Here is a 629-nt window from a genome sequence, read left to right as displayed (position 1 = left end):
ATCATTAAGAGAATTGAAGAACAACTTGTGTGGATTTTTACTGATTGATTAATCGAAATAATTTTCATTGATTGATTGGTTTAAATTACTCGAAGTTTATTTGAGCGAAATTTAAGTCAGTAATTGATGAGCCAGAATTGGCACCTTGTCTATAATAAGGTGCAAAATGATTTTAACTGAAGAGTTTGATCATGGCTCAGATTGAACGCTGGCGGCAGGCTTAACACATGCAAGTCGAGCGGAGAGAGGTAGCTTGCTACTGATCTTAGCGGCGGACGGGTGAGTAATGCTTAGGAATCTGCCTATTAGTGGGGGACAACATTTCGAAAGGAATGCTAATACCGCATACGTCCTACGGGAGAAAGCAGGGGATCTTCGGACCTTGCGCTAATAGATGAGCCTAAGTCGGATTAGCTAGTTGGTGGGGTAAAGGCCTACCAAGGCGACGATCTGTAGCGGGTCTGAGAGGATGATCCGCCACACTGGGACTGAGACACGGCCCAGACTCCTACGGGAGGCAGCAGTGGGGAATATTGGACAATGGGCGCAAGCCTGATCCAGCCATGCCGCGTGTGTGAAGAAGGCCTTATGGTTGTAAAGCACTTTAAGCGAGGAGGAGGCTACTTTAG

At 46.3% G+C, this 629-nt stretch carries 1 rRNA gene; it reads left to right on the top strand.

The annotated features are described in order from the left end of the window. Positions 1-173 precede the first annotated feature (173 nt). Positions 174-629: ribosomal RNA gene (locus tag KTI79_RS19095) — 16S ribosomal RNA — on the top strand; the annotation flags it as partial.

Origin of the sequence: Acinetobacter sp. WU_MDCI_Abxd143 (genome assembly GCF_025514195.1) — a bacterium.
GTDB classification, from domain to species: Bacteria; Pseudomonadota; Gammaproteobacteria; order Pseudomonadales; family Moraxellaceae; genus Acinetobacter; species Acinetobacter pittii_H.
The sequence above is the reverse complement of the archived record's forward strand: the minus strand, read 5'-3'. Positions and strand labels throughout refer to the sequence as shown.